This window comes from Lentzea jiangxiensis, assembly GCF_900104175.1.
GTDB classification, from domain to species: Bacteria; Actinomycetota; Actinomycetes; order Mycobacteriales; family Pseudonocardiaceae; genus Lentzea; species Lentzea jiangxiensis.
Genome location: NZ_FNIX01000003.1, coordinates 657,848 through 667,208 on the forward strand (window position 1 = coordinate 657,848; position 9,361 = coordinate 667,208).

At 71.1% G+C, this 9,361-nt stretch carries 4 protein-coding genes; all 4 read right to left on the reverse strand.

Annotated features, from left to right (window positions below; all coding sequences use genetic code 11):
* Window positions 1–841: 841 nt before the first annotated feature.
* Window positions 842–1,792, reverse strand: a complete 951-nt coding sequence (locus BLQ91_RS13825; RefSeq protein WP_090097177.1) for an LLM class F420-dependent oxidoreductase — start codon at window positions 1,790–1,792, stop codon at window positions 842–844.
* 48 nt (window positions 1,793–1,840) lie between these two features.
* Window positions 1,841–2,452 (reverse strand): GNAT family N-acetyltransferase, encoded by a 612-nt coding sequence (locus tag BLQ91_RS13830; protein ID WP_090097178.1) that lies wholly within the window; start codon window positions 2,450–2,452, stop codon window positions 1,841–1,843.
* Window positions 2,453–2,501: 49 nt separating this feature from the next.
* Entirely contained in the window at window positions 2,502–3,338 is an 837-nt protein-coding gene (locus BLQ91_RS13835; protein WP_245733402.1) for a polysaccharide deacetylase family protein, read from the reverse strand.
* 784 nt (window positions 3,339–4,122) lie between these two features.
* Complete coding sequence (locus BLQ91_RS13840; RefSeq protein WP_090097180.1) at window positions 4,123–9,324, reverse strand: type I polyketide synthase; 5,202 nt, start codon at window positions 9,322–9,324, stop codon at window positions 4,123–4,125.
* Window positions 9,325–9,361 lie beyond the last annotated feature (37 nt).

Genomic DNA, 9,361 nt, shown 5'->3' on the forward strand with positions numbered 1-9,361 from the left:
TCCACAGCGCGGATCTGCCGAGTTCGTGATCGCACCGGGCTGCCGAAGCGCATCCTGCGGGATCGATCGCGAACCACCGCTCGCGTCAGCCGCAGGACTCCGCACGCGGTCCATGCACCCGGTCGGTGACGACGGGTGCACCGCCGCCTTCGAACGGCTCCGCGCCGCGGCACGCGACGACCCACCTGGCCGGGACGTCCTCCTGCCTTGCGGTGCCACGGCTGTTTGACCGGATCACCCGTGTTCCTGTCGCTTGTGAACCTGCCGTCGCCTGCCGGAACGCGCGGCAGGCGCGAACTCGGCCGCCACAGGTGTTCCACGTGCCGGAACGTCCCGAGGGCGGTCGTTCCGGTGAGCGGAACGGTGCGGGGACACACCCTTCGCTTCCTGAAGTCCTGCTGCACAGGGCGATGCGTGCCGATCCACCCACCCCGGCTCAGCGGAGGCGTCATGACCCCGGCAGCGGAGAAGACGGTCTTGGACACCGGCAAGGTGCTCACGACCGACATGCTCGAAGCGTCGGCGCGCCCCGTCGCCATCGCCCGGGACGACGACCGGGTTCGGCCCGCTGGTCACCTTCGACGGCAGCGAATACCAGGCCGCCGATCGACGAGGACGGCGGGCTGGACGTGGACGTCCGCACCGCCGCGGACGTGCTCGACCGGTTCGTCACCGGCCGGGTCTGAGGCTGCTGCGGCGGCACCGCTTCCGGAACTCGCCTCGGCCGTACGACGGTGGCGGCGTCCGATCTGGTCGTGGAGTGCGACGAACCGGCTGAAGTGTCCAACGCGGACCAGCACGTGGCGCTCGCGAGCACACGACTCGGCGCGGTGCCGCGGTGCTAAGCCGGTCCCAGGCTCCTGATGTGGCCGACAGGGTCGTCCCCGGTCGGGACCAAGGCGATGATCGGCGTCGACAGGCCGCTGTCCACATAAGACCGGATCCGGTCGCGGCAGACCTCCGGCGCTCCGTGCACGATGAGGTCGTCGACCACCTCGTCGGGGATCAGCTCCAGCGCCTCGCGCCTGTCACCGCGGCTCCAGGCGTCGTGCATCGGTCTGAGCGCCTCACCGCGGCCGAGCCAGTCCTGGAACGCGGCGTAGGCCGGAACGGTCAGGTAGCCCGCGACGAGCCGCCGGCCGAGCCGGCGCGCCAGCGCCCTGTCGGTGGTGGGACAGACGAAGATCCGTGCGGACAGCTCGACTCCGTGACCGATCTCCTCCCGTATCCGGCGCACGTCACCGGGAGCGAGCCAGTTGGTTATCGCACCGTCGGCCTCCTTCGCGGCCAACCGCAGCATCTCCGGCCGCAGGGCGGCCAACGCGATCGGCGGCACCGGATCGACCGGGTTCTCCAGGCGGAAACCACTGACCGAGAACGTCTCGTACGTCTCGGTCACCTTCTCGCCGCCCAACGCGGACCGCAGGAACAGCAGCGTGTCCCGAACCCTGCGGAGAGGGGTGGTGAACTCCGCGGCGTTCCACTCCTGCACGATCACCTTCGACGACGCGCCGATGCCCAGGACGAACCGGCCGGGGGCCAGCCCCGCGACGGTGGCCGCGTTCATCGCCAGGAGCGCCGGACCTCGGGTGTACACGGATGCCACCGCGGTGCCCAGCCGCAGCTGCTCAGCCCACTGGGAGGCCAGCGCCAACGGCGTGAAGGCATCGGTGCCCGCCTTCTCGGAGGTCCAGACATCGGTGTACCCGAGGTCCGGGAGCTCCTCGACGATCCTCCGGTGCAGTGCGAGAGGCATCCCGGGCAAAGGAATGGTGACACCCCACCGGCTCATGTGCCCTCCTCGGCTTCCACCGCCGGCCCGTCCGAACGCCCGGCGTCCTCAGGACCTCGCGGCGCGGTCACTCGCCCGCGGCCGCCAGATCGGGTACAGCGACGGACCGCCTCGCAAGGTGATCGCCTCGCCCAGCCGCACCTGCCCGAGCCGCTCGTACAACGCCAGGTTGCGCAGGCAGCTGGCTTCGCCGTACACACCGGCGTCCGCACCGTCGGCGAGGGCGAACTGGGCCTTCTTCAGCTTGGTCCCGAGACCTTGACCCTGCCGCCCCGGAACTGTCGAGAGAAACGTGCCGTAGAGGTGCGGCGGTACGCTTCGCGGGTGGTTGTCGTTGAGCAGGTTCATGAACGCCACCGCCCGCTCGGCCTGGTCGCCCAGCAGTTCCTCCAGCCGGCCGATGAGTTCGGCGTGCTCCTCCGCGCTGGGCAGGACGGACGGCGGGTAGAACAGCGAGACGGCGCTGAAGTCCTCGACCTGGAGGGCGAGGCCGCCACCGGCGAACGTCGACTCCACGACCACCGTGAAGAACCGCCTGTTGCACTCCGCGCGTCGTTCGGCATCGGGGAAGATCCAGGAGAAGACGGGGTCGTCGTGGAAGGCTCGGGTGTAGACGTCGACCAGGGTGGCGGCCTGGTCCTGGTGAACCTCTTCGATCATCGGCACGGTGCTCGGTCCTCTCGATTCGGGACGGGGGTCGGGATGGTCATCACTTCGGTGGAGGTGTCCGGTGCGCCGCCGCGTGTCGCGCGATCTCGGCGTGGGTGGCCCACCAGACCCCGGTGTGGGCGGCGATGTGCGCCAGCAACTCGTCGAGCACCTTGACGCGTGACCGGTGCCCGATGATGTGCGGGTGGAGCGCGAGGGTGAACAGGCCGCCTTCGGCGTACGCCGCGTCGAACTCGTCCTGCCAGACGCGCAGCACTTCACGCGGCGCCAGGATTTGCTTTCCCAGGGCGTCGTCGGGGAAGTAGGGGGCGTCGTCCCGGATCCAGGACACCGGGACCTCGGTCACCCCGGTCGCCTCACCCCGGTGCACGAGCTCGTAGGGCTGGTCGTCGGCCATCAGGGACGAGTCGTACTCGAGCCCGAGCTCCCTGATGATCGGCAGCGTGTGCACCGTGAAGTCCCAGTACGGAGTGCGCAGACCGACCGGCCGCACACCGGTAGCGGCCTCCAGCGCGTCCGCGCTGCGCAGAGCGAGCTCCCGCTCCTGGTCCGCGGTCAGCTCACCGCACTTCTCGTGGATCCAGCCGTGCAACCCGATCTCGTGCCCGTCAGCTCGTACCGCGGCGAGCCCCGCGGGGTCGAGCATGGTGGAGACGACCGGGTAGAAGAACGTCGCGGGTGCGGAATGCCGGCGAAGTGTCTCCAGAACGCGCGGCAGGCCGACACGCGCACCGTACTGGCCTTGGGACAGGAGCCCGGGCCCCGTCTCGCCACGGGAGAGGGGCAGCGTCTCGTTGTCCACGTCGACCGAGATCGCGACGGCCACGGTCGCGTTCCGCGGCCAGTTCTCCGGGGCCAGCCGGACACCGGCCTCCACCTCACCGACCGCGGATCGCCATTGCCACTCCGACCACTCCCAAGGTGAAGAACTCGCATTCGGCAAGTTTCAGAGCCTTTCTCGCTCGAGCGGCACGGTGTCGGTGACGGAAGAACCTCACCGCCGGCAGGCGCCGACCGCTCCTGGATCGGTGCGATGACCTTCCGACCGGATGCAAACGACGCTATCCAGCTGTGCGGCAACCGGGCTGTGGAAGCCCGCAGTCCGATTGCCGAGCCAGGGCGCACGCGGTCACCGTCACCAGGAAGATCCACGTCCACCCGCGGTTACGGCATCACAGGTCCCGCACCGAGGCTGAAGGACAGCCCGCCCACGGCGGGAGAACCGAGCAGATCGCCACTCCGGACACTGCGGTTGTCCACAGCACGGATCCGCCGCTGTTGTGATCACATCGGCCGACCGTCGTCATTCCACTTCGGACACCGGGGCCGCGGGTGAGTCCACCTCAGGCGCGTCGAGGGCTGCGGGCCGACCACCGGTCAGCGGTTCCACCGCACCCGACGAAGTGCGGAGCCACTCGAGAACCGGCCGGCGTGCCGATGTCGCGAGTGGACTGTCGGCTGGTGGTCTCACACGTGACCGGCCTGCAAGGCCTCGGGCTCCGGTGGGCAGCTCGCTTCGGCTCCGGGCGGAGACCCGGTCCACCGGGCCTGCGGCACGACCACTCCGTCGTGCCGCAGGCGACTTCTCCTCACTGCCGGACGCGGTCCACTCGACTCCTGTCCGACGCCACCAGCTTGATCATTCTCTCGCGGTCACGAGCTCACCGCGCCGCTGCCGTGGCGAGGTAGCGGCTCAGGGCCGCCGGCGTGGGATGCGTCCAGAGGATGCCCGCGGGCAGCTCGACTCCGGTGCCCTGCTGCAGCTTGCCCCGGATGGCGATGCCCATGACCGAGTCGAGGCCGATGTCCGAGAACGGCCGTTCGGCTTCGATCCGGTTCTCCGGCACACCGGTCTCGGCCGCCACCACGCTCCGGATCACGGCCATCGCCGCGTCGAACACCTCGTCCGCGGGCAGATCGCGCAGGAGGGTGATCGACTCGGCCGCCGATCCTTCGCGCGACCCGCCGTTCTGGGGATCGCGGACGTGTTCGAACAGCGCGCGACGTCCTCCCGGCGGTGGCGTGGTCGGCCTGACGACCAGCGCGTAGCCGTCATCCGTGGTGTGCAGGCAGTTCCAGACGCGCAGCGCCTCGGACGGGGTGATGTCCCCGAAGCCCTGGGCCTCCATGCTCTGCATTCCGTCGGCGCTGAGCTTGCCCATGCCGGTGTCGCGCCAGACCGTCCAGGCGATCGAGGTGGTGTTGCCTCCTCGGTGCCTGCGATGTGCGGCCAGGCCGTCCAGGAACGAGTTGGCCGCGGCGTAGGCGGTGCAGCCGGGCAGCACGACCAGCGGTGCGGTGGAGGAGAACAGCACCATCTCGTCGATGCTTCCCGGCGGGAACAGCTCGTCCAGCACCAACGCACCCAGCACCTTGGCGTGCAGCGTTTCCCGGATCGACTCCTCGTCCAGGTCGTCCACCAGGCGGCCGTGCACGGCTCCGGCCGTGTGGACCACGCCCCGGATGGGCGGCATGCGCAGGAAGTCGGGCGTCAGCACCGCTCGTGCGGCGTCGGCGTCGGTCACGTCGAGGGCGAGCGGGAGGACGTTCACCCCCTGGCTCTCGAGCTCCTCGACGACGCCGATGGCGCGCCGGGTCGCGTCGTCGTGCTGCTCGGTCCAGGTGGACCGCGGCGGCAGTCCGCGCCGGCTGGTCAGGACCAGCCGGCGGGCACCCCGTGAGGAGAGGTGCCGCGCCGCCTCCAGCCCGAGTGCTCCCAGACCGCCGGTCACCACGTAGGTCGCGTCGGGCCGCAGGGGCACCGGCGGGGTCTGGCCGCGGTCCGGGCGGGGAACGACGCGACCGGCGAGCAGTGCACCGTTCCGGATGACCAGCCAGTCCTCGGCAGGAGGATCGTTGAGGACTCGCGCCACCAGTTCGAACGCGGCGTCGTCGTCACCTTCCTCCAGATCGAGCACGCCCCCGCGCAGCTCCGGGTGTTCGGAGGCGATCACCCGTGCGGCTCCCCACAGGGGCCGGTGCGTGAGACCGGAGGGGGTGTCGCAGGCCAGGGCGTCCTGGGTGAGGGCCCACAACCTGGTTCCCGGCCGGTCGGCCGCGACCGCGGACCGCGTCACGTCGGCGAGATCGGTCAGGTGGCGGACGGTGGCGTCGTACTCGTGTCCCGATCCGGAGTACGGGGCCACGTACACCACGTGATGCGGCCCGTCGCCCACGGGCAGCGAGATGTCCTGTGCTGCTTTGACGAGCGTGCACGGCAGACCGGCCCGCACGAGGTGTTTCGCGAGCCGTTCCGCGGTCATCGAGAGTTCGGGCGAGACCAGGGTGACCGTGGCCGCGGGTGTCTCGACGGCCGGGACCTCCAGCGGCTGCCAGGAAAGCCCGTGCAGGAACGTCCTGGGGTCGGTGATCAACGTCTGGTCCGCGTCGAGAACGCCGAACCGGAGGCCGGTGACCCTGGCGGAGGACTGCCCGTCGGTCCCCCGCAGGTCCAGGTCGATGGTGTCGGTGGTGCCGCTGCGCAGGCGTGCGACCAGGTGGACCGAGGACGGAGCGGGACCGGTCCACTCGACCGACTCGATGGAAGCGGGCATGCGGTAGATGCCCTGCCGGGCCAGCGGGAGCGAGGACAGCGTGGTGGCGGCGTCGAGGACCACCGCCCAGTGGGACGCACGGCCGGGCGTCGACACGGACGCGTGCACCACGTCGTCGTCGTGCCGCAGGTGGTCCACCTGCCAGTCGAAGGCCAGCCCCGACACTCCCAGCGGCCGGAGCAGCTCGAGCACCTCGTCGGCGCCGGCGGGGAGCATCGGCGGCACCGGGTCTCCGGCCACCTCGGCCGAGTCCGTGCGCGCCGTGCCCTCACCGCCGCCGCGAGCGGAGGTGTGCGTGGTCCAGGACGTCTCTTCGGACGCCTCCTGCAGGCGGGAGGAGAGCACCGCCCTGCCGTCCTGGCAGACGACCTGGACGGCGCGGTCCTGCTCGGCCGGCAGTGGTGTGCGCAGGACGATGTCGCGGAGGTGGCGCGGCTTGTCCGCGTCACCCGTGATCGCGTCGGCGAGCGTGCACAACAGCACGGCAGCGGGAACGATGTCCACGCCGTGCACGGTGTGCGGAGCGTCGTACGGCCTGTTCTCGGGCGAAAGGGTCGTCTGCCACACAGCGGATGGCGGCACGGTGGCCGCCGTCAGCCGGGAACCGAGCAGGGTGAAGGACTCCGGGTCGTGGCCTCCCGTCCCCCGGTCCACGGGCGCCTCCGGAAGCCAGTACCGGCTGTGCTGCCACGCCGTGCGCGGCAACGCGATCGCTGCCGAGCGGGGCCAGAGGGCTCGCCAGTCGACGCGGACTCCGGCGCAGTGCAGCCTGCCCAGCTGTTCGGTGAGCTCCGCGAGCGCCGGCCGCGCGCGACGCAGCGAATGCGCCGCGGTGACCGCCGGGACCGACAGCGACTCCGCGATCTGGGCGATGTTGTGGACGACGACGGGGTGCGGTGAGATCTCCAGGAAGTGGCGGTGTCCATCCTGGACCGCGGCTTCCACGCCCGCCGCGAACCGCACGGGGCGCCTGAGGTTCTGCTGCCAGTAGGCGGCATCCCGTGGCGCGTCGGAACGCGGGTCGTCCAGGATCGTGCCGTACAGCCGCAACGACGCCGGGCTGATCGACAGCCCGTGCACCGCGGCGCCGAGGTCGTCGACGAGCTCGTCCATGTGCGAGCTGTGGAAAGCGACGTCGGAGGCCACTCGGCGGACCACGCGGCCCTCGCCGGCCAGCACGCTCGCGTACTCCTCCACCGCGGCCACGTCGCCCGCCAGCACGGACCAGCCGCGGGCCGGTTCGATCGCCGCTGTCAGGCCGGACTTGCCCGCGAGCCGTTCTCGCAGCTCGTCGAACGGCACGTCGAGCAGGACCATGGCACCGCGTCCCGCCACGGTCTCGAGCAGTGCCGCGCGGCGGCAGGCGAACCGGGCGGCGTCTTCCGCGCTCCACACGCCGGCGGTCACCGCCGCGGCGATCTCGCCCATCGAGTGGCCGAGTGCCGCCACCGGTTCGACGCCCCAGGACCGCCACACCTCGGCCAGGCCCAGGTGCATGGCGAACAGCGTCGCCTGGATGCGGTCCGTCCGCGTGCAGTCCCCCTCGTCGATCTCGGTGATCAGCGAGTACCCGGCCTCCTCGCGGAAGACCGGGTCGAGCCGCTCGCACAGGGCCGCGAACGGCTTGCTCGAGCGGAGCAGCTCGTGTCCCATGCCCGCCCACTGGGAACCGTGCCCGGAGAAGACGAACACCGGTCCGGCGGCCTGCTCGGTGGCCCGTCCGTGCACCACCCCCGGAACCTTCTCCGTCGCGGACCACGCCCGGAGGCGGTCGGCCGCCTCGGCGCGGTCGGTGGCGACCACGGCGGTCCGCCACGGCAGGTGCGACCTGTGCAGCGCCAGCGTGGCCGCCACCGCGTCGACGTCCTGCTCCCCCGTCTCCAGCGCGTCCGCGAGCCTGGACGCCGTCGGCGCCAGCGCCTCCTGGGTGGCGGCGGACAGGACGAGCAGGGACGGCGCGTCGGTGGCGTCCCGCTCCTCGTGAGGTTCCAGCGGGTCGCCTTCGGCCAGGCAGACGTGCGCGATGGTGCCCCCGTAGCCGAAGCTGGACACCCCGGCGATTTTCGGCTTTCCGGCGACCTCGGGCCAGGCGGTCGGCTCTGCCACCACCTTGACCGACCGCTCCGCCTCGACCGCGGGATTGACACCGTCCCGCGCTCCCACCGTGGGCGGCAGGACACCGGCACGCATGGCCAGCACCGTCTTGATGATCCCGACCACCCCGGCGCCCGCCTCGAGGTGCCCCACGTTGCCCTTCACCGATCCGATGAGCAGGGGCGAGTCCGGCGCCCGGCCGGCACCGAGGACGGCCGCGGCCGCGGCCGCCTCCGTCGGATCACCGAGAGGGGTACCGGTGCCGTGCGCTTCCAGGTAGTCCACAGCGGACGGATCGATGCCGGCCCCGGCGTACATGGATCGGAGCATCTCCTGCTGTGCGTCGCCGTTGGGCGCCATGATCCCGTTAGTGCGGCCGTCCTGCCGGACCGCGCTCGCGCGGACGACGGCCAGGACGTTGTTGCCGTCGCGCCGGGCGTGGTCCAGCCTCTTGAGCACCACGACACCGGCACCCTCGCCCCGCCCGTACCCGTTGGCCGAAGCCGAGAACGGCTTGCTCCTGCCGTCGGCCGACAACGCTCCCGACGCCCCCAGCGACAGGGTCTGCGCGGGTGCGGCGATCAGGTTCACCCCGCCCGCGATCACGACGTCGCACTCCCCGGACAGCAGCGCCTGCCGTCCGAAGTGGATCGCCGCGAGCGAGGACGAGCACGCGGAGTCGAGCGCCAGGCTCGGACCGCGCAGGTCGAGGAAGTACGAAACCCGGTTCGCGACGGCGCAGTAGGCCCCGCCGATGCTGCTCCACGGACCGATCCGTTCGGGATCGTTGAGCAGCATCTGCCCGTACTCACCGCCGCCGACGCCGATCAGCACGGCGGAGTTGCTGCCGGCGAGCGACAGAGGCGGGATCCCGGCGTGTTCGAGCGCTTCCCACACCACTTCCAGCACGAGGCGCTGTTGCGGGTCCATCAGGACCGCTTCTCTGGGTGTGACGCCGAAGAACTCCGCGTCGAAGTTCGCGGCGTCCTCCAGGTAGGCGGCGCGGCTGACGGCCCGGTTCACCGCGGCGGCGGCCGCGGGACCGTGTGCCGGGTACGACGACCACCGGTCGCGGGGAAGGTCCCCGACCTCACTGCGTGCCGCGATCAAACCGGCCCAGAAGTCCGCCGGTTCGCAGATTCCACCGGCCAGCCTCATGCCCAAACCCACAACGGCTACGTCGTTGCCGGGGTTGCCAACGTTCAAACGCGTCATTTCTACCTCACAGATTTCGGTCAGGGCGCCCACTTGT